This window comes from Parvibaculum sp. MBR-TMA-1.3b-4.2 (assembly GCF_053628815.1).
In genome coordinates, this window is the sequence record NZ_JBRJHC010000001.1 from 116,435 (window position 1) to 135,725 (window position 19,291).

Annotated in this window: 19 protein-coding genes; 10 read left to right on the forward strand and 9 right to left on the reverse strand. The window is 62.8% G+C overall.

Annotated elements, in window-relative coordinates; genetic code table 11:
* The first annotated feature begins 44 nt into the window (after window positions 1–44).
* The 10 genes from ACSSVQ_RS00670 to ACSSVQ_RS00715 all read left to right on the forward strand — a co-directional run bounded on the left by ACSSVQ_RS00670 (window position 45) and on the right by ACSSVQ_RS00715 (window position 10,497).
* Window positions 45–2,195 carry a RelA/SpoT family protein gene (locus tag ACSSVQ_RS00670; protein WP_454180408.1) on the forward strand — a complete coding sequence of 717 codons (2,151 nt, stop codon included), beginning with the start codon at window positions 45–47 and terminating at the stop codon, window positions 2,193–2,195.
* A 30-nt stretch (window positions 2,196–2,225) separates the two neighbouring features.
* Window positions 2,226–2,810 (forward strand): orotate phosphoribosyltransferase, encoded by a 585-nt coding sequence (gene pyrE, locus ACSSVQ_RS00675; protein ID WP_454180409.1) that lies wholly within the window; start codon window positions 2,226–2,228, stop codon window positions 2,808–2,810.
* 23 nt (window positions 2,811–2,833) lie between these two features.
* Complete coding sequence (locus tag ACSSVQ_RS00680) at window positions 2,834–3,610, forward strand: pyridoxine 5'-phosphate synthase (protein WP_454180410.1); 777 nt, start codon at window positions 2,834–2,836, stop codon at window positions 3,608–3,610.
* Between the two features lie 2 nt (window positions 3,611–3,612).
* A complete protein-coding gene (gene acpS / locus ACSSVQ_RS00685; protein WP_293329302.1) occupies window positions 3,613–4,020 on the forward strand; it encodes a holo-ACP synthase in 408 nt (135 codons plus the stop codon).
* A 132-nt stretch (window positions 4,021–4,152) separates the two neighbouring features.
* Window positions 4,153–4,905, forward strand: a complete 753-nt coding sequence (gene lepB / locus ACSSVQ_RS00690; RefSeq protein ID WP_293329303.1) for a signal peptidase I — start codon at window positions 4,153–4,155, stop codon at window positions 4,903–4,905.
* Between the two features lie 63 nt (window positions 4,906–4,968).
* On the forward strand, window positions 4,969–5,679 hold the full coding sequence (gene rnc / locus ACSSVQ_RS00695) for a ribonuclease III (RefSeq protein ID WP_293329304.1): 711 nt from the start codon (window positions 4,969–4,971) through the stop codon (window positions 5,677–5,679).
* Entirely contained in the window at window positions 5,672–6,586 is a 915-nt protein-coding gene (gene era / locus ACSSVQ_RS00700) for a GTPase Era (RefSeq protein WP_454180411.1), read from the forward strand. The genes rnc and era overlap by 8 nt, the downstream gene beginning before the upstream one ends.
* A gap of 64 nt (window positions 6,587–6,650) precedes the next feature.
* Window positions 6,651–7,400, forward strand: a complete 750-nt coding sequence (recO, locus tag ACSSVQ_RS00705; RefSeq protein ID WP_454180412.1) for a DNA repair protein RecO — start codon at window positions 6,651–6,653, stop codon at window positions 7,398–7,400.
* Between the two features lie 39 nt (window positions 7,401–7,439).
* Window positions 7,440–9,686: a DNA topoisomerase IV subunit A gene (gene parC, locus ACSSVQ_RS00710; protein WP_454180413.1), complete on the forward strand. Its 2,247-nt coding sequence runs from the start codon at window positions 7,440–7,442 to the stop codon at window positions 9,684–9,686.
* Window positions 9,687–9,849: 163 nt separating this feature from the next.
* Window positions 9,850–10,497, forward strand: coding sequence for an outer membrane protein (locus tag ACSSVQ_RS00715; RefSeq protein ID WP_454180414.1), 648 nt, complete (start codon window positions 9,850–9,852; stop codon window positions 10,495–10,497).
* 72 nt (window positions 10,498–10,569) lie between these two features.
* Here the strand turns inward: ACSSVQ_RS00715 and ACSSVQ_RS00720 are convergent, their stop codons facing one another.
* The 9 genes from ACSSVQ_RS00720 to ACSSVQ_RS00760 all read right to left on the reverse strand — a co-directional run bounded on the left by ACSSVQ_RS00720 (window position 10,570) and on the right by ACSSVQ_RS00760 (window position 19,271).
* Window positions 10,570–11,052 carry a hypothetical protein gene (locus tag ACSSVQ_RS00720; protein ID WP_454180415.1) on the reverse strand — a complete coding sequence of 161 codons (483 nt, stop codon included), beginning with the start codon at window positions 11,050–11,052 and terminating at the stop codon, window positions 10,570–10,572.
* Between the two features lie 9 nt (window positions 11,053–11,061).
* A complete protein-coding gene (locus ACSSVQ_RS00725) occupies window positions 11,062–12,630 on the reverse strand; it encodes a TRAP transporter large permease (RefSeq protein ID WP_454180416.1) in 1,569 nt (522 codons plus the stop codon).
* Between the two features lie 8 nt (window positions 12,631–12,638).
* Window positions 12,639–13,169, reverse strand: a complete 531-nt coding sequence (locus tag ACSSVQ_RS00730; RefSeq protein WP_454180417.1) for a TRAP transporter small permease subunit — start codon at window positions 13,167–13,169, stop codon at window positions 12,639–12,641.
* 17 nt (window positions 13,170–13,186) lie between these two features.
* Entirely contained in the window at window positions 13,187–14,263 is a 1,077-nt protein-coding gene (locus tag ACSSVQ_RS00735) for a TRAP transporter substrate-binding protein (RefSeq protein ID WP_339614002.1), read from the reverse strand.
* Between the two features lie 139 nt (window positions 14,264–14,402).
* Window positions 14,403–14,972 carry an AAA family ATPase gene (locus ACSSVQ_RS00740; RefSeq protein ID WP_454180418.1) on the reverse strand — a complete coding sequence of 190 codons (570 nt, stop codon included), beginning with the start codon at window positions 14,970–14,972 and terminating at the stop codon, window positions 14,403–14,405.
* Window positions 14,962–15,723 (reverse strand): arginyltransferase, encoded by a 762-nt coding sequence (locus ACSSVQ_RS00745; RefSeq protein ID WP_454180419.1) that lies wholly within the window; start codon window positions 15,721–15,723, stop codon window positions 14,962–14,964. The genes ACSSVQ_RS00740 and ACSSVQ_RS00745 overlap by 11 nt, the downstream gene beginning before the upstream one ends.
* A 47-nt stretch (window positions 15,724–15,770) precedes the next feature.
* Entirely contained in the window at window positions 15,771–17,639 is a 1,869-nt protein-coding gene (locus ACSSVQ_RS00750; protein WP_454180420.1) for an SLC13 family permease, read from the reverse strand.
* Window positions 17,640–17,756: 117 nt separating this feature from the next.
* Window positions 17,757–18,248 (reverse strand): RDD family protein, encoded by a 492-nt coding sequence (locus ACSSVQ_RS00755; RefSeq protein ID WP_454180421.1) that lies wholly within the window; start codon window positions 18,246–18,248, stop codon window positions 17,757–17,759.
* Window positions 18,249–18,320: 72 nt separating this feature from the next.
* Window positions 18,321–19,271 carry a flagellar motor protein MotB gene (locus ACSSVQ_RS00760; protein WP_454180422.1) on the reverse strand — a complete coding sequence of 317 codons (951 nt, stop codon included), beginning with the start codon at window positions 19,269–19,271 and terminating at the stop codon, window positions 18,321–18,323.
* Between the last annotated feature and the right edge of the window lie 20 nt (window positions 19,272–19,291).

A 19,291-nucleotide genomic window follows, 5' to 3' on the forward strand; every position in this document is an offset into this window, starting at 1 on the left:
CGGGCCGGTTCCGGTCCGGTGAAGATTAAGGGAGAGCGCTGACGATGATGCGTCAGTACGAATTGGTGGATCGCGTACTGGCCTACGACCCCAAGGCGGACGAGGCGCTCATCAACCGTGCCTATGTCTATGCCATGAAGCAGCATGGCAGTCAGAAGAGGGCAAGCGGCGATCCCTATTTCTCCCATCCCATCGAGGTTGCGGGCATCCTGACCGACCTCAAGCTCGACAGCGCCACCATCGTGACGGCGCTTCTCCACGACACGGTGGAGGATACCGGCAGCACGATGGAGGAACTGACCGAGCTTTTCGGTCCCCAGGTCGCCCAGCTTGTGGACGGCGTGACCAAGCTCACCCGGATCGAGCTGACCTCAGAGCACAGCAAGCAGGCGGAGAATTTCCGCAAGTTCATGCTGGCGATGTCGAACGACATCCGGGTGCTGCTGGTGAAGCTCGCCGACCGCCTGCACAACATGCGCACGCTGCACTTCATCAAGTCGCAGGAGAAGCGTCAGCGCATCGCGCAGGAGACGATGGAAATCTATGCGCCGCTGGCAGGCCGCATGGGTATCCAGGAATTCCGCGACGAACTGGAAGACCTGGCTTTCAAGGAACTCAATCCGGAAGCGCGCGAGACGCTTCTGAAACGCCTCAACGATTTCCGCGAGGAAAGCGGCGATGCGGTCGAGAAAATCCGTGAGGAGCTGATTTCGAAGCTCGAGGAGCACGGTCTTCACAGCACCGTGACGGGACGCGAGAAGCGGCCTTATTCCATGTGGCGCAAGATGGAGCGCCGCGGCATTTCGCTCGAACAGCTTTCCGATATTTTCGGCTTCCGCGTCATCGTCGAAACGGAAGAGGATTGCTACCGCGCGCTGGGCATCCTTCATACTTCCTGGCCGATGGTGCCCGGCCGGTTCAAGGACTACATCTCCATCCCGAAGAACAATGGCTACCGCTCCATCCACACCACGATGATCGGCCCGCTGCGCAAGCGCGTGGAAGTGCAGATCCGAACAAGGAAGATGCATGAGGTCGCGGAACTCGGTATCGCCGCGCACTGGATCTACAAGGAAGGGGCCGGCAATGCGGCCGGTACGCAGGAGTTCGCTGCGACCTTCCGCTGGCTGCGGCAACTCGTTGAGATGCTGGAACATGGCGGCACGCCGGAGGAGTTCCTGGAATACTCCAAGCTCCAGATGTATTCCGACCAGGTCTTCTGCTTCACGCCCAAGGGCTCGCTCATCACGCTGCCGCGCGGCGCGACGCCCATCGATTTCGCCTATGCCGTTCATACCGACATCGGCGACACATGCGTGGGCTGCAAGATCAACGGGCGGCACCTGCCGCTCAGGACCGTCCTGAAGAATGGCGACGAGGTGGAGATCATCCGCTCGGCCGCGCAGCGTCCGTCCCCGGCCTGGGAGGCATTCGTCGCCACCGGCAAGGCGCGGTCCGCCATCCGGCGCTCCATCCGCGCCGGCAAGCAGGCGGAGTTCAGCCGTCTCGGCAAGCAGATCCTCAAGGGTGTGTTCGACAGCGCGGGCAAGGATTCCGGCGACGCGGTGCTTGAGCGCGCATTGGGCGCCTTGCGCAAGCAGGATTTGACCGAGCTTTTTGCCTCGGTCGGTGACGGGACGCTCGATCCGGGCCGCGTGCTGGAAGTTGTCTATCCCGAGCTTGAAGGCACCAACCTCGCAAAGACCGGCCTCAAAAAGGCGGCCAACGGCAAGGACGGGCTTTCCGCCGTCAAGCTCACGGGCCGCGGCGAAGGGCTGGCGATCCGTTTCGCTCCCGAAACATATCCGCTGCCGGGCGAGCGGATCGTGGGTATTCTGACGCCGGGCGAGGGGATTACGGTCTATCCGATCGATGCGACCGCGCTGCAGGAATTCGATGAGGAATCCCAGCGCTGGATCGATCTCACCTGGGAAACCGACCCGGAAAATCCGCAAACCTTTACGGCCCGGCTCAGGGTGATCGCGCGCAACGAAGTGGGCTCTCTCGGCCACATCGCCATGCTGATCGCGGATTATGGGTCAAACATTACCAATTTGAGTCTGGCGCAGCGCGACGTGGATTTCTATGACATACAAATCGACCTCGACGTGCGCGATCTGAAGCATTTGACGCGCATCATGTCCGCGCTGAACGGGCTGTCCTGCGTCAACAAGGTCATCCGGCCGCGCCGATAGGGGCCGGAGACTCCATGAGAGGGAAGGCGAATGAAGGAAGCGAAAGTCCTGAAAGAGTTTGAAAAGGCCGGAGCGTTGCTCAGGGGCCATTTCATCCTTTCCTCCGGGCTCCACAGCCCGATTTTTTTGCAGAAGGCGCTGGTCTTCCAGAACCCCAAGCGCACGTCGCGCCTGTGCAAGGCGCTGGCGAAAAAGGTCGAGAAGGCCGAGATCGGCAAGATCGACGTGATCGTGTCGCCGGCCGTGGGCGGCATTATTCCCGGCTATGAGACGGCCCGGCACATGGATGTGCCCGCCATGTATGTCGAGCGCGAGGAGGGCGAATTCCGTCTTCGCCGCGGCTTCGAGCTGAAGAAGGGCGCCAAGGTGCTGGTGGTAGAGGACATCGTGACGACGGGGCTTTCCTCGCGCGAATGTATCGATGCCGTGCGCAAGGTGGGCGGCGATGTTGTGGCGGAAGCCTGTCTCATCGACCGCTCCGGCGGCAAGGCGGATGTCGGGGCGCCGCTCATCTCGCTCGCGCAGATCGATATTCCCACCTACAAGCCCGACGACCTTCCGCCCGAGCTGGAAGGCACGCAAGCCGTGAAGCCGGGCAGCCGGGGCCTCGTCTGAACGCGTCGAACGGAGAGAGTGCCATGCCGGCAAGCGACAATAGCTATCTGCGCCTCGGGGTGAATATCGACCATGTCGCCACGATCCGGAATGCGCGGGGCGGGGATCATCCCGATCCGGTGCGCGCCGCGCGGCTTGCGGCGGAAGCGGGGGCAGACGGCATCACTGCGCATCTGCGCGAGGACCGGCGTCATATCCGAGACCATGACATCGAGCGCCTCAAGGCGGAAATCGGCCTGCCGCTCAATCTGGAAATGGCGGCGACGGTCGAAATGCTCGAGATCGCGCTTCGTCACAAGCCGCATGCCTCCTGCCTTGTGCCGGAGCGGCGCGAGGAAGTGACGACCGAGGGCGGGCTCGACGCGGCGGGCCAGCACAATCACCTGAAGCCCTATATCGCGCAGCTGAATGATGCGGGTATTCGCGTTTCGCTTTTCATCAATGCCGACCGCGCACAGCTCGATGCCGCCGTCTCGCTCGGTGCGCCGGTGGTGGAGCTTCATACCGGCGCCTATTGCGAAGCCGCCTTTGCGGGCGACGAGGCGCTGGTGGAGACAGAGTTTCAGCGCATCGCCGAGGCGGCGTGCTATGGCGCGGAAGCGGGGCTGGAGGTTCATGCGGGCCATGGCCTCACCTTCGAAACGGTGGGACCGATTGCGGCCATCCCGGATCTGAAGGAACTCAATATTGGCCACTTCCTGATCGGTGAGGCAATTTTCGGCGGGCTTCATTCGACCATCAAGCGGATGCGCGTGGCGATGGACGAAGCACGCTCGGGCCGTGCGGTGGTGGGCAGGTGAGCATGATTATCGGTATCGGCAACGACCTCATCGACATCCGCCGGGTGGAGAAGACGCTGGAGCGGTTCGGCGATCGGTTTACGGACCGCATCTTCACCGAGATCGAACGCGAGAAATCGGAAAAGCGGCGGATGCGCGCGGCCTCCTATGCGAAGCGGTTTGCCGCGAAGGAAGCCTGTTCCAAGGCGCTGGGCACCGGGCTCCGGCGTGGTGTCTTCTGGCGCGATATGGGCGTGGTCAATTTGCGCGGCGGCCAGCCGACCATGGCGCTCACGGGCGGCGCCCATGCGCGTCTTCTGGAACTCGTTCCCGAGGGGATGGACCCGGTGATCCATCTCACGATTACCGACGATCACCCGCTCGCTCAGGCGATCGTCATCATTTCGGCCGTTCCCAAGGTCCAGGTGTAACAAGCCGGCAACAGAATGGCGCGGCGGCGGGGCTGTCGCTATGCCTCATTATGGTATGGTCCCCGCGAATGTGATCGCCCCGGCGGGAGCGGGCTTCCCGAGTATCCCGGTGGCAGGAGTTGGAAAATATCCATGTCTGAGAATGTGAAGAATGCGCATAGCGCAGGTTGGATCGACAATCTGAAGACTGTCGGCTATGCGCTGCTGATTGCGCTCTTCATCCGCGCCTTTCTGTTTCAGCCCTTCAATATCCCCTCGGGCTCGATGATCCCGACGCTGCTGATCGGCGACTATCTTTTCGTGGCGAAGTACAGCTATGGCTATTCGCACCACTCGCTGCCTTTCAGCCCGCCGATCTTTTCGGGCCGCGTGTTCGGCGCCCAGCCCCGGCGCGGCGATGTGGCCGTCTTCAAGGTCCCCACGGATAACCGGACCGACTTCATCAAGCGCGTGATCGGGCTGCCCGGCGACAAGATCCAGATGATCGACGGCGTTCTCTACCTCAACGGCAAGGCCGTGCCCAAGGTGCGGGTGGAGGATTTCGTGGAGCGCGATTCCTTTGGCGGCGTCCGTCGTATTCCGCAATACAAGGAGACGCTTCCCAACGGGAAGTCCTATATGACGCTCGATCTGGTCCGCGACAGCGTGACCGACAATACCGGCGTCTATACCGTGCCGCCGGGCCATTATTTCATGATGGGCGACAACCGCGACAATTCCAGCGACAGTCGCGTGCCCAATGTGGTTGGCTATGTGCCGGCGGAAAATCTGATCGGCAAGGCCGAGATCATTTTCTTCTCCAGCGATGGCAGCGCCCATTTCTGGCAATTCTGGCGGTGGCCCTCGGCGATCCGGTGGGATCGCATCGGCCAATGGGTCGACTAGGCTAATGGGTCGACTGGGCAGGTCGGCCGGGTGGATTTTCAGTCCACTTGAACGGAGCAGCAGATGACGAAGAAGGCGGGGAAAAAGAACCTCGCCCAGCTTGAGGAAAGCCTCGGGTACAAGTTCGAGGACACAGGCCGCCTGCGGCATGCGCTCAGCCATTCCTCCGCGCTGGATGCGGGGATTGTGGAGCAGACGAACCAGCGGCTCGAATTTCTGGGCGACCGTGTCCTGGGCCTTGTGATGGCCGAATGGCTGATGGAGGATTTTCCGCAAGCCGAAGAGGGCGAGCTGGCCATGCGCCTCAATGCGCTGGTGCGCAAGGAGGCCTGCGCGGAAGTGGCCGAAGCGGTCGATCTCGGGTCGCATCTCCTGCTGGGGACCAGCGAACAGCGAGGCGGCGGGCGCAAGAAACTCGCTATACTGGGCGATGCCTGCGAAGCGGTCATCGCGGCGATCTATCTCGATGGCGGATACGAAGCTGCCAGGCGGTTCATCCGCACCCATTGGGAGGATATGGCGAGCTTGCCGGAACATGCCCGGCCCGATGCCAAGACGGCGTTGCAGGAATGGGCGCAGGCGAAGGGCGCGGGGCTGCCGCGCTATCAGGAAATCGAACGGGAAGGACCGCCACATGCGCCGGTCTTCACCATGGAAGTAAGTATCAGCGGCGTGGAGCCGATCCGGGCGACCGGAACCAGCAAGAGACAGGCGGAACAGAATGCGGCGGAAGCCATGTTGATCGGTATTGGCGAGTGGAAAACTCATGAGTGAAACTGAGGCAGGCGGCACCCGCGCGGGCTTCGTCGCCATTATCGGCGCGCCCAATGCGGGCAAGTCGACGCTCCTGAACCAGCTTGTCGGCTCCAAGGTCGCCATCGTCACGCATAAGGTGCAGACGACGCGCGCTCGCATTCGCGGGATCGCCATCGAAGGCAATGCGCAGATCGTGTTCGTGGATACGCCGGGTATCTTCAAGCCGAAGCGCCGTCTCGACCGGGCCATGGTGGATGCGGCCTGGGGGGGCGCGAAGGATTCCGATCAGGTATTGCTGCTGATCGATATCCAGAAAGGCATCACGGAAGAAGTCCGGGCGATCCTGAAGTCGCTGGAAGACTCCCAACGCAAGGTGCTTCTGGCGCTCAACAAGATCGACGGCGTGCCGCATGCCAAGCTGCTGGAGATGGCGCAGGAGCTGAACGAGACCGGTCTCTTCAGCGAGATCTTCATGATCTCCGCCCTGACGGGCGACGGCGTCGGCGATCTTCGCCGCCATGTGGCTGCGTTGATGCCGGAGGGGCCGTGGCTCTATCCGGAAGACCAGATCGCGGATGTGCCGATGCGCTCGCTTGCCGCGGAGATCACGCGCGAGAAAGCCTATCTGCGCCTGCATGACGAGCTGCCCTATGCGCTGACCGTGGAAACCGAAAGCTGGGAAGAGAAGAAGGACGGGTCCATCCGTATCCAGCAGGTGATCTATGTCGAGCGCGACAGCCAGAAGAAGATCGTGCTGGGCAAGGGCGGGCAGAGCATCAAGACCATCGGCCAGCTCGCCCGCGAAGAGATGCAGGAACTGCTGGAGACCAAGGTCCATCTCTTTCTGTTCGTGAAAGTGCGCGAGAACTGGGGCAATGACCGTGAACGCTTCGGAGCCATGGGGCTCGATTTCCCGACGGGTTGAGCGCGAAGGGCCGGTCCGCGCTATATTCGTGCGATGAGCGAAAGAACCGCAAAGCGGGGCCGCCATGGAATGGCGTGATGAGGGGATCGTTCTCTCCGCCAGAACCTATGGCGAGTCTGGCGCGATCCTGGAAGTCTTTACGCGCGAGCATGGCCGTCATCTGGGACTTGTCCGGGGTGGGGCCTCACGGCGCCTGCGCGGTCTCTTGCAGCCGGGCAACAGTCTCGCGGTGCATTGGCGTGCGCGGCTGGCCGATCATCTGGGGACCTTTACCGTCGAGCCGCTGAAACCGCGCGCTGCCACGCTGATGGAAGATCCCTTCGCGCTGACGGGCTTGAGCGCGGCCAGTACGATGGCGGGCATCATCCCGGAGCGGGAGGAGCATCCGGCGCTGTTCGAGGCCTATGAGCTGCTGCTCGACACGATGGAAGACGAGGACATCTGGCCGGCCATTTTCGTGCGCTGGGAGCAGGGGCTGCTGCAGGAGCTGGGCTTCGGTCTCGATCTGTCGCGCTGCGCGGCCACGGGCAGCAGGGACGACCTCGTCTATATCTCGCCGAAAAGCGGCGGCGCGGTCAGCCGCGAGGCGGGCGAGCCCTATAAGGACCGGCTGTTCAGGCTTCCCGGTTTCATGATCGGCGTCCAGGCGGGCGATGCCGGGCTCGCCGATGTGGCCGAGGGATTGCGCGTGACAGGGCACTTTCTGGAGCGCCATCTCTTCGCGCCGCATGACCGGCACCTGCCGGACGCCCGCATCCGCCTCGCCGAGCGCGTTGCAAAGCGCGCCGAGGCAGAGACTACGCCGAATCGTTGATATAATCCGCCTTCAATCCCAGGATCGAGAGTACCCCCGATGGCCAAAGTTGCGCCGCCCCCCGAACCCGAGCATGACGTCAATCTGCGCGAAGCGCTGGAGGAGCGATACCTTGCCTATGCGCTCTCCACCATCATGCACCGCGCGCTGCCGGATGTGCGCGACGGGCTGAAGCCGGTGCATCGCCGCGTGCTCTATGCGATGCGGCAGCTCAAGCTCGATCCTGGCTCCGGTTTCAAGAAATGCGCCCGCGTGGTCGGCGACGTAATCGGCCGGTACCACCCGCATGGCGACCAGTCGGTCTATGACGCGCTGGTGCGTCTCGCGCAGGATTTTTCCGTGCGCTATCCGCTGGTGGACGGGCAGGGCAATTTCGGCAATGTGGACGGCGATAACGCCGCCGCCATGCGATACACCGAAGCGCGGATGACGGAGGTCGCGGCGCTGCTGCTGGACGGGATCGACGAGGATACGGTCGATTTCCGCGACACCTATGACGGCGAGGACAGCGAACCTATCGTTCTGCCGGGCGCCTTCCCGCAGCTTCTTGCCAATGGCGCGGCAGGCATCGCGGTCGGCATGGCGACCAGCATACCGCCGCACAATGTCGCCGAGCTTTGCGATGCGGCGCTGCATCTCATCAAGCATCCGAATGCCTCTGCGGCAAAGCTCGTCGAGCTTGTGCCTGGACCGGATTTCCCGACCGGCGGGGTGATCGTTGAGTCCAAGGAATCTATTGCCGAAGCCTATGCGACGGGCCGGGGCGGGTTCCGCGTGCGCGCGAAGTGGGAGAAGGAAGAGCTGCCGCGCGGGTTGTGGCAGATCGTCGTCACCGAAATCCCCTATATGGTCCAGAAGTCTAAGCTGGTGGAAAAACTCGCCGAGCTTCTGACGGCGCGCAAACTGCCGCTGCTCGAAGATGTCAGGGATGAGTCGGCGGAGGAAATCCGCCTCGTGCTGGTGCCGCGGAGCAAGACGGTCGATCCGGAACATCTGATGGAGTCGCTCTTCAAGGCGAGCGATCTGGAAAGCCGTTTCCCGCTCAACCTCAACGTGCTGTCGGCGGGACAGGTGCCCGGCGTGATGAATTTGCGCGAGGCCCTTCGCGCCTGGCTCGAACACCGCAAGGAAGTGCTGGTCCGCCGCACCAATTTCCGCCTCGACAAGATCGAAAAACGGCTGGAGGTGCTGGACGGCTATCTGATTGCCTATCTCAATCTCGACGAGGTGATCCGCATCATCCGCGAGGAGGACGAGCCCAAGAAGCAGCTCATCAAGACCTTCAAGCTCACCGACAATCAGGCGGAAGCCATCCTCAACATGCGCCTGCGGTCCCTGCGCAAGCTTGAGGAAATGGAGATCAGGACCGAGCACAATTCTCTCAGCGACGAGCAGAAGAAGCTGAAGACGCTGATGAAATCGGAAAAGGCGCAGTGGGACAGGATCGGCGACGAAATCAAGTCGCTGAAGACGACCTTCGGTCCCAAGACCGATCTCGGCCGCCGTCGTTCGCAATTCTCCGATGTGCCGCAAATCGAGGAGGTGCCGCTCGAAGCGATGATCGAGCGCGAGCCGATTACCGTGGTCTGCTCGAACAAGGGCTGGATCAGGGCGTTGAAGGGCCATCTTGCCGACGATACCGAAATCAAGTTCAAGGAAGGCGATGACGAGAAGTTCCGCCTTCATGCGCACACCACCGACAAGGTCGTCATCTTTGCGACCAATGGACGGTTCTATACGCTGGGCGCGGACAAGCTGCCGGGCGGGCGCGGTCATGGCGAACCGATCCGTCTGCTGATCGATCTCGATGAAAGTCACGACATCGTTCAGCTCTTCGTGCACGAACCGGAACGCAAGCTCCTGGTCGCCTCGCGCGAAGGCTATGGCTTCGTCGTGCCGGAAGCCGAAATCGTGGCGATGCGCCGCGCGGGCAAGCAGGTTCTCAACGTCTCAGGTCAGGACGAGGCAGTGGTCTGCGCCGTTGTGTCGGGCGATTATGTGGCGGTGATCGGCGAGAACCGGAAGCTTCTCTGTTTTCCGCTGAACGAGCTGAACGAGATGACGCGCGGCAAGGGCGTACGCCTGCAGCGCTACAAGGATGGCGGCCTTGGCGATGTAAAGACCTTCACGCTGAAGCAGGGCCTTATCGCCTATGACCGGTCCAACCGGGCGCGCACTTTCGATTCGCTCAAGGACTGGCTCGGCCAGCGCGCACAGGCGGGCCGCCTGCCGCCCAAGGGATTCCCGGTTGGGCACAATTTCGGCGGCGGCTTCGGCTCGGCGTGATGTGAGCCAGCTATCGAAAAGCGTTGTTTCGCTGCATCTTGCGGCTGCGAATGTCGTTCTTTCCGTAAATGCGTGACCCGCCTTTCTACGCGTATCCCCGCCCAGGCGGTAGGAATGTGCGTCGGGGGGCCGATGACAGTCATTTGAAGGAGTGCAGGAGCAGATGAAAACGCTTCTGATGGCAGGCGCGGCGGCGTTTGCATTCGCGGTTCTTGCCGGTCCGGCGAGCGCCGAAGACAACACGTTCGGTCCCGAACCCAGCTACAACTGGTCGGGCTTATATCTCGGCCTGCAGGGCGGCTATGGCTGGTCCAAGGACGATTGGGCGGCAAGCAATGTGTCGTTCGACAGCGACGGCATGTTGCTGGGCGGGACCGCGGGCTTCAACGGGGATACCGGGTCCTGGGTGTTCGGCGCGGAAGCCGATATTGCGTGGGCGGATATTTCCGGCGAGCAGAGCGCTTGCAGCCTTGGCGGCGGATGCGAAACCAAGATGGAATATTTCGGCACGTTCCGTGGCCGGCTTGGCTATGACCTCGGCAGCGTGGACCAGGGTTTGCTGGTTTACGGGACGGGCGGCATCGCAATCGGCGGGCTGAACTACAAGTCCGCGGGCGGCGGCGAAGACTTCAATACCGGCACGGGCTGGGTTCTTGGTGGCGGTGTCGAGACCACGTTCGGCGATAAGTCCAGCGCCAAGCTCGAATATCTGCATTACGAGCTTGAAGCCGATGCGACGCTCAGCACGGCGGCGTTCAATCCCCATACCAAGGGCGAGATCGTTCGCGCAGGATATAATATCCGCTTCTGATCGGAACGGCGCACCGGGTGACGGTGCAAAGGAAAAAGCCCCGGCAAAAATATGCCGGGGCTTTTTTGTCGATTACTCGATCGTCACCTGTTGGCGGCCTTCATAGCCCCAGTAGCGGATAAAGAGCACATAGTCGCCGGGCTGGACGCGGCGCCGGTCCAGTTCGAGCGTGAACTTGTCCGTCATCTTGTGATGGGGTTCGATGAAATTCGTCGCGGGCACGTCGGCGCAATTCGCATCGGGAAGCTGCGCCTCGATCAGCGCGCCATCCGTATCGAGCAGGAACCACTGGAATATCTTGCACTGCGTTTCCGACCGGACGGTCAGCGTCTCGTCGCTGTCATTGACGATGGTCACGTCGGCGCTCAGCGTCGGGCCTCGATTGTCCGCATAGTCAACGGTCTGTTCGATGGTTGCGTCCATGCGGACGGGATCGCCCATATCCACCTTGCCGGTGTAGATGAAATAGGCGATGACGCCGACCACCGAGAGCATGACGAGGGAGGAGAGGGAGACGGTACGCCGCAGCGAACTGCGCTGATCTTCCGGGGACATGGGGATCCTTTATCCGAAAATGAGATGGGGGAGCCAGGTAGCGAGCCCCGGCACGAGGGCGATCACGATGAGTGCGAAAATCTGGATCATCACGAAGGGAACGACCCCGCGATAGATCTGGGCGGTACGGATCGTTTCGGGGGCGACGCCGCGCAGATAGAAGAGCGCAAAGCCGAAGGGCGGCGTCAGGAACGACGTCTGCAGGTTGATGGCCATCATGATGCCGAGCCAGATGGGGTCGATCCCCATTTGCAGCAGAACCGGCGCGACGAGCGGCACGACCACGAAGACGATCTCGATGAAATCGAGAAAGAAGCCGAGCAGGAACATGATCGCCATGACGGTGATCATCGCGCCGACGGCGCCGCCCGGCATATTGGTCAGGAAGTGCTCCACCGTTGTGTCGCCGCCCAGCCCGCGGAAGACGAGGCTGAAGAGCGCCGCGCCGATCAGGATGATGAACACCATGGAGGTGACGCGCGCGGTCGATTGCGACACTTCCTGAAGCGTTCCCTGCCGGGCAAGCTGGACAAGGCTTGCGAGCAGGCCCCAGGCGATGGCGGCGCAAAACACGAATGCCGCCGCGATGCCGATCATGTCGACCATGCCGATGTTGTTGCGCGAGGTGCGCAAATCCATGAAGGAGGTTTCGATCAGCAATGCGACGAGCGCCAGCGCGGCAATGCGCACGGCGCGCCGTGTGCGTTCATGCCGCTCGCCCGCCAGCAGGATCGCGCCAACCGCGCCCACGGCCGCGGCTTCCGTCGGCGTCGCGATGCCGGCCAGGATCGAGCCCATCACGGAAATGATGAGCGTGACCGGCGGGATCAGCGCGCGCAGCGTGCGGCTGTAGAGTTCCTTGCGCGTCACGTCGTCTTCCGGCGGCATGGCGGGCGAGGAGGCCGGATCGGAATAGGCGCGCCAGGCCTGATAGGCGATGTAGAAGCCGACCAGCATCAGGCCGGGAATGATCGCGCCGGCAAAGAGATCGCCTACCGAAATCGTGTCGAGCGCGAAAATGCCCTGCGCGCGCTGCGCATCTGCATAGGCGTTGGACATGGTGTCGCCCAGCAGCACCAGCACGATGGAGGGCGGGATGATCTGGCCGAGCGTTCCGGCCGCTGCGATGGAGCCGCAGGCAAGCGAGGGGTCGTAGCCGCGCCGTACCATGGTGGGGAGCGAGAGGAGCCCCATCGTCACCACGGTCGCGCCGACGATCCCGGTGGAGGCAGCGAGCAATGCGCCCACGATGGAGACGGAAAAGCCCAGGCCCCCGCGCAGGCTGCCGAAGAGCCGCGCCATGTTCTCGAGCAGCTCCTCCGCCACGCGGGAGCGCTCCAGCATGGTGCCCATGAAGATGAAGAGCGGCACCGCCATCAGCACTTCGTTCGTCATGTTGCCGTAGATGCGCTGAGGCAGCACAGCCATGAAGCCGAAATCGAAGACGCCGAACCACATGCCGAGAAGGCCGAAGATCAGCGCCGCGCCCGCCAGCGTGAAGGCGACGGGAAAGCCGCACAGCAGCGCGCCGCAGGCCACGGCGAACATCAGAATGTCTAGCCACTCGCTGATTGCCATTTGCGTGCTCAGATATGTTGTTCGTCTTCTTCCACGGGCAGTTCAAGCCCCCGGAGAACACGCAATGAATGGATGAGCGTCGAGAGGCCCTGCAGCGCCAGCAAAACGGCAAAGACCGGGATCACGCTTTTCAGCAGGAAGACGGCCTGGATGCCGCTGGTTTCCTTGGAGCCCTCGTGAACGAGCCATGAGGTGCGCACATAGGGCCAGGCCACGGTGACGATGAGATAACAGACCGGCCAGAGAAAAAGCAGGACGCCCGCCATATCCACCGACGCCTTGAAGCGGGGCGAGGCTTCCCGGTAGATCACGTCCACGCGCACATGGGCATTGTGGAGCAGCGTATAGCCCGCCAGCAGCATGAACATGGATGCGTGCATATAGACGATGGATTCCTGCGTCCAGATCGAGCCGAGGCCGAAGACGTAACGCATCACCACCACGACGAACTGCGTCAGCACCATGAGGACCGCGAGCCAGGACAGCACGCGGCCGATGCGTTCGTTGAGGCCATCGATAGCATCGGCCACTTGCTTCATTGCGTCATTCCTCCGGCTCAGGCGTCTTCACGCGCCTGCACGAAGGCCTGTTCGCCGATGCGGGTCCATCCCTTCGACAAGGCCAGCGACTGGCTGAAGCTTTCGAACACTTTCTTGGCATAGGGGTCGGAGTCGGCTGTCTCCTGCAGCACTTCCGCGGATGCCTTTTTCAGCGCCGCCATGATCTCTGGCGAGAACTCGCGCAGCTTCACGCCGTGCTTCTCGGTCAGCGTCTTCAGGGCCTGGCCGTTGAAGTGGTTGTATTCGGCGAGCGAGTAACAGTTCTCCGCGATGCAGGCCGCCTTGACGACTTCCTTCTGCGAATTGGTCAGCGAGTTCCAGACCGTGAGGTTGAAGCCCGCCGACATGCAGGAGCCCGGTTCGTGCCAGCCCGGCCAGTAATAATAGTCGGCGACTTGATAGAAGCCGAAGGACATGTCGTTCCAGGGGCCGACCCATTCGGTCGCGTCGATGGCGCCGCTTTGCAGGCTGGGGAAGATTTCGCTGCCCGCCATCGTGACCGCCGCCGCGCCCAGCTTGCGCATCACTTCGCCGCCGAGACCCGGCATACGGATCTTCAGGCCCTTGAGGTCTTCCAGCGAATTGATTTCCTTGCGGTACCAGCCCGCCAGCTGCACGCCGGAATTACAGGCCGCGAAAGCCTTGATGTTGAACTGAGCGGAGAGGTCGTCCCAGAGCTTCTGGCCGCCGCCATGATAGATCCAGGCATTGATCTCGTTTGCCGTCATGCCGAAGGGGACGGCGGTGAAGAAGTTGAAGGCCTTGGACTTGCCCTGCCAGTAATATTCGGCGCCGTGATAGATGTCGGCAGCGCCGCCGGAGACCGCGTCGAAGGCTTCCAGCGCGGGCACCAGTTCACCCGCAGCATAGACTTTCACCGTCAGCGCGCCGTCGGTCATGTCGGTGATGCGCTTGGCGAGACGCGCAGCGGATGTCCCCATGCCCGGAAAATTCTGCGGCCATGTCGTCACCATTTTCAGCGTGCGCTTGCCCGAGGCGATGGCCGGTGCAGGCAGTGTTGCAGCGGCGACGGCGGTTGTGCCGGCGCCGGTCAGAAACGAGCGGCGTTTCATCAATGGGCTCCCCGAATGCTAATCCCCAACAGGTCGCGTCCCGCAGGCCTTGCAGCGGGACGGCTTGCGCAGCCCTTGTTGCCCGGGTTCTTGCGCGCGGGCCAGTATAGGCGCGCGCTGCGAGGGTGCAATGGGGAGCTCAAATGGCTGATTTCGGCGAATTTTGCGAGGCTTTCGCAGCGATTCCGCGAGCCAGCTCCTCGACGCAGGCTTCGGGGCTGCGGCCCGCCGTATCGATCACGATCCGCTCGATATGCCAGTCGTGATATTCGCGGGCCTGCACCTTCTGCCAGTCCGGCAGCCTGAGCCCCTCGATGTCCGTGATACGGCCTTCCACACGGGTGCGGTGTTCGTCGGCGTCGGAGCAGGTGATTTCCACGTCGATGGCGGGAGCGCCTGCGGCGTCTGCCGTCTTGCGCCAGGCATCGCGGGTGATGCGCAGCGGATTGACGCTGTCGGCCACGACGAGCGCCCCGAGCCGCAGATTGTCCTTAGCCAGCGCATAGCCGACGCGGTAACCGCTGTCGGGTACCTTGGACATGTCGATGCCCGCATTCTCCATGGTCTGCTCGATCGTATCGATACGCAGATGCACGGCGCCCAGACGGCGGGCCAGATCGCGGGCAATGGTCGTCTTGCCGCTGCCGGGCAGACCGGAAAAGACGATGAGAAGGGGCCCGGATATCCGGCCCGGCGCGTCAGAAGGCATCTTCGTAGCGCCGCCATCCGTCGCGGGTGAGGGCCTCCAGCGGCTGGAAGCGGGTCTTGTAGGCCATCTTGCGGCAATCGGCGATCCAATAGCCCAGATAGACATAAGGCAGGCCCATCTGTCTGGCGCGTTCGATATGTTCCAGCACCATCCAGCTCCCCAGGCTCCGTGTCGTCGCGGCGGGGGAATAGAAGCTGTAGACCATGGAGAGCCCGTCATGCAGCCGGTCGGTCAGCGCCGCGGCGATCAATGGCGGTTTGCCGTCGGGGCCGGCTGCGGGCGTTTCAGGGTCCGCCACACGGTATTCGATGACGTCGGTCTCGATGGTCGTGTCTTCGATCATGGAGGTGTAGTCCATGGCCGTCATATCGGCCATGCCGCCATCGGGATGGCGCGCATCGAGATAGGTCCGCAGCAGGGCGAATTGCTCCTGCGTGGCGCGGGCCGGGCGCGGCGTCGCGGTGATGTCGGCGTTGCGGTTCAGCAGCTTGCGGAAATTCCGGCTCGGCGCGAATTCATCCACGATCACACGGACCGAGACACAGGCATCGCAGCCGTCGCAGGCGGGCCGGTAGGCGATGTTCTGGCTGCGGCGGAAGCCGGCTTCGGTCAGCAGGTCGTTGAGCGCGACCGGATCTTCGCCGAGGAGATGGGTGAACACCTTCTTCTCGTAGCGTCCGGGCAGATAGGGGCAGGGCTGCGCGGTCGTGATGTAGAACTGCGGATAGCGTATGCCGGCTCGTTCGTTCACCTGATCCTCATTTGTCCTCGTCCCTGTCAGGGGCCGCCGGTTTGGCCTCAGAGGCCGAAATACCAGGGCGCAAAGACAGAATAGGCCAGCCAGATCAGGATGACGAGGGGGACGCCCGCGCGCAGGAAATCCCGGAACTCGTAATGGCCGGGGCCCATGACCAGCAAATTGGTCTGATACCCCATGGGTGTGGCGAAGGAGCAGTTGGCGGCGAAGATCACGCAATAGATGAAAATCATCGGATCGACGCCGAGCTGGTTTGCCGCGCTTATCGCAATGGGCGTAAAGAGCACCGCCGTCGCATTGTTGGTCAGAATATTGGTGGCGATGGCCGTCACGAGGAAAAAGGCGGAGAGCATGACGCTCGGTCCCTGGTCCTTGAAGAGCGAGACGACCGTCATGGCGGCCGCCTCAGCGCCGCCCGTCACCTGAAGCGCACTCGCGAGCGCCAGCATGGTGCCCACCAGCAGGAAGATGCGCCGGTCGATGGCGCGCGATGCCTGCCGCGTGTTGAGCACGCCCGTCAGCACCATCGCGCCTGCGCCCGCGACGGAGGCGATCTCGATGGGCAGCACGCCGCCAAGGACGCTCAGCACCATCGCGCCGAAAACGGCAAGCGCGCGTCGCGCAAGCGCCGGGTTCGGCAGTTCGGTCGCCGACCATTCCAGCAGCAGCACATCGCGATTGGTCCGCAGGCCGTGCACCGCTTCCGGCTTGCCGAGCAGCAGCAGCACGTCGCCTGCTTCCAGCCTGATGCCGTTCAGCAAGGTACGGATCATGCGGCTGCGGCGCTGAATGCCGACCACGATGCAGCCGGTCTGATGGCGGAAGGCGATCTGCTCCACGGTCAGCCCGATCATGCGGGAGGCTGGCGCGACCACGGCTTCGGCGACGGTCAGTTCGCCGCTCGTCTTGCCCCGCGGCGTGTCGTTCTCGTCGCGATCTGCGAGGGTTTCCTCCAGCATGCCCTCGAACATCTTGGAGCCGGATTTCAGCGCCTCGGTGAGCGTGTTGCGCGTGGCCGCCACGATGACCACGTCGCCGGGGCGCAAGGTCACATCCTCGAAGGGCGGCAGGATGGGATGTTCGCCGCGCTGGATCATGCGCACGGTCATGTCCTTGAGCGGCGGGAAGAGACCCGCGCGCGAGGTGGTGCCGACCAGCGGGTGGCCCGGCGTTACTTCGATCTGGGCGATATATTGTTTGCCGCTGGTGCCTTCCTGACCGGCGAGCGCAGTCGAGGGGTCGCCCCGGTCGGGCATCATGAGCGGCGCAATGAGGATGGAATACACCATGCCGATCCCGGCGAGAAAAAGCGCGGGCACGGTGAAATCGAAAATACCGATGGGCGGCAGGTCGTAGCTATGCACCACACCCGCGGCAAGCAGGTTGGTCGATGAACCGATCAGCGTCGTCATGCCGCCGAGAATGGAGACGAAGCTCAGCGTCATCATGATCTTGGGGGTGCGCTGACCGAGCTTGCCCGCCATCGTCGCCAGAACGGGGATAAACATCACCACGACGGGCGTATTGTTCAGAAAGGCGCTCACCACGGCGACCAGCAGCAGCGTCAGCACGATGGTCAGTCGCGGTATTTTCGAGCCGCGCTCCGATATGAATCGGGCAGGGCCGTCCAGCGCGCCGGTCTGGAACATGCCGTGGCCGACCACCAGCAGGGCGAGCACGGCAATCAGGGCGGGATTGGCGAACCCGGCCAGCAGTTCGCCCGCGCCAAGCAGGTTTTCGCCGCCGTCTCCGGCGACGGGAAAGAAGTAGAAGAAGATCAGCGACAGGACGAGGACGGCCAGAGACGATGTTTCGAGCGGAAGCCTGTCGATGCTGAAAAGCACGACCGCTCCGGCGATCAGGCCGTAGACAACCCACATTTGCCAGACAAAGGGAGTCAGAGCTTCCATGCGCGCAAATCTGTGAGAGGGATCAAGCCGCCCTCCTGTCCGCCGGAAGGAGAACGGGCACCGCTTACCGCCCGATGACCGGACGGTGGTATCGCCGGGGCGACAGGTGAATCGTTATCAGATTTGGCGGCGCACAACCACTGTTCCGCACAGATAGTCGTGCAGGAAACGTTTGCGCGAGTTGAAGAAGGGCATCAGCAGGGTCAGGAAGAACACCACGCTGCTGATCGCAAAAATCCCATAGGCGACAAGGGCATGGAGCGCGCCTTGTATGAAACCGGGACGGCGTCCGTTCCACGTCCTGACCTCGATTCCCTGCCAGGACATGCCGGGCGTCGCGGAGGCCGGGCCACCGAGATAATAGCCGAAATAGAGGAAGGGAACGATCGGCACGAGGCCGAAGGCCAGCCATGCGATCCCCAGCGTCAGAATCCCGAAGATCGCCAGCAGGATGTAGCAGGCGCTGACCAGCACGACGAGAATCAGGAGATCGGCGAAAAGCGCCACGAGGCGTCGGAAAACCACGCCGTCGAAACTTCCCGTGGGCCAGGCGGTTTCCTCGCCGTCGAAGACCGGCGCGGCATTGGCAACATCGTTATCGAAATTCATCCCTCATCCCGAGACCTGTGATCGGCCTGTGTGAGATAGGGTGCGTCGACAACCCATTCAAGGATTGGGGTCTTACGGCTTGAAACCGGGCGGGGCGACGGGCGCTTCGCGCAGCAGCACGAGCGACAGGCGGCGATTGCCGGGCAGATAGGGATCTTCCGGGAAAAGCGGCTCGGAATCGGCCTTGCCGACGACCTGATAGATGCGGTCCTGCGGGACACCCGCCGCGGCGAGAATGCGGCGCGCCGCATTGGCCCGGTCGGCCGTCAGCTCCCAGTTCGAATAGCCCTTGTTGCCGGGATAGGGCGTCGCGTCGGTGTGGCCGGAAATGCTGATCCGGTTGGGCAGGCGCAGAAGCGTCTTGGCGACGGTCTTCAGCAGCATGCGCGTGCGTTCATAGGGTTCGGCATAGCCGGGCGGGAACATGGAGCGTCCGTCCTGATCGACGATCTGGATGCGCAGGCCTTCCGGCGTCTCGTCGATGATGACGTTGCGTGACAGTTCGGCGAGGTCGGGGTTTTCGCGCATGGCCTGGCGGATGCTTTCGGCCGCGCTCTGGAAACTGCGTTCCTCACGCGCGTTCAGAACCTTTTGCTGGTTCAGGCTGGCCTGCTGGGCCTGCGCGCTGGAATGGGCGCTTTCTTCGCCGTTCTTCGTGCCCTGACCGGCGGAGGCGGCGCGCAAATCGTCCGTGTCGGGACTTTTGGGCGCGGCCGGCGTCGATTTCGTCATCATGACCTGCGGCTTGGAGCCGGGCATGCGGGCGCCGTTCGAATCGAAGGCGGTGCCGCCCATCACGCCGCCGGACCCGGAGGTGGACCGGCTGACATTGGGCGGGGCGAAATAGTCGGCAAGGCCCTGCTTCTGCTCCGGCGTGGTCATGGAGATCAGCCACATCAGCAGGAAGAAGGCCATCATCGCGGTCACGAAGTCGGCATAAGCGATCTTCCAGGCGCCGCCATGATGGGCATGCGCCTGCTTCTTGACCTTTTTGATGATGATGGATTGTTCGTTGCCGGCCATGTCGGGTCCGCCTTTCGGGT